This window comes from Aeromonas sp. HMWF017, from assembly GCF_003061465.1.
Classification (GTDB): Bacteria; Pseudomonadota; Gammaproteobacteria; order Enterobacterales; family Aeromonadaceae; genus Aeromonas; species Aeromonas veronii.
This window is the reverse complement of sequence record NZ_QAJD01000030.1, coordinates 61481-61923: the sequence shown is the minus strand read 5'-3', so window position 1 is coordinate 61923 and position 443 is coordinate 61481. Positions and strand designations below refer to the sequence as shown.

Annotated in this window: 1 pseudogene; it reads left to right on the top strand. The window is 68.2% G+C overall.

Annotated elements, in window-relative coordinates:
- Positions 1–443, top strand: a pseudogene (locus DBR30_RS21515) (iron chelate uptake ABC transporter family permease subunit); the annotation flags it as partial.

Genomic DNA, 443 nt, shown 5'->3' with positions numbered 1-443 from the left:
GTTTGTCACCGCTTGCGTGGTGAGCGTGGTGGGGCTGATCGGCTTTATCGGGTTGGCGGCGCCCGCCATGGTGCGGCTGCTCGGGATCCGCCAGCTCGGCCAGCGGCTGCTGTGGGCACCGATCCTCGGCGCCCTGCTGCTGGCGGCGACTGATCTGCTGTTGCAGAGTCTGAGTCGCTTCTGGCCGGTCTTGATCCCCACCGGCGCCATGACCTCCCTGCTGGGCGCGCCGCTGCTGCTTTGGCTGATCCCGCGCCTTGGCATCAAGTCGGGTACGCCAAAGGCAAACGCTGGCCTGCTGGTGGCCCGCCATCCGGCACCGGCTCGCCTTATCGGCCTGTTGCTGGTCGGGCTGATGCTGGCCGTGGTCGCCTCCCTGCTGGTTGGACAGGGAATGACGGGCTGGAGCTGGTCAAGCTGGCTGCGCTGGCAGGCCCAACTGG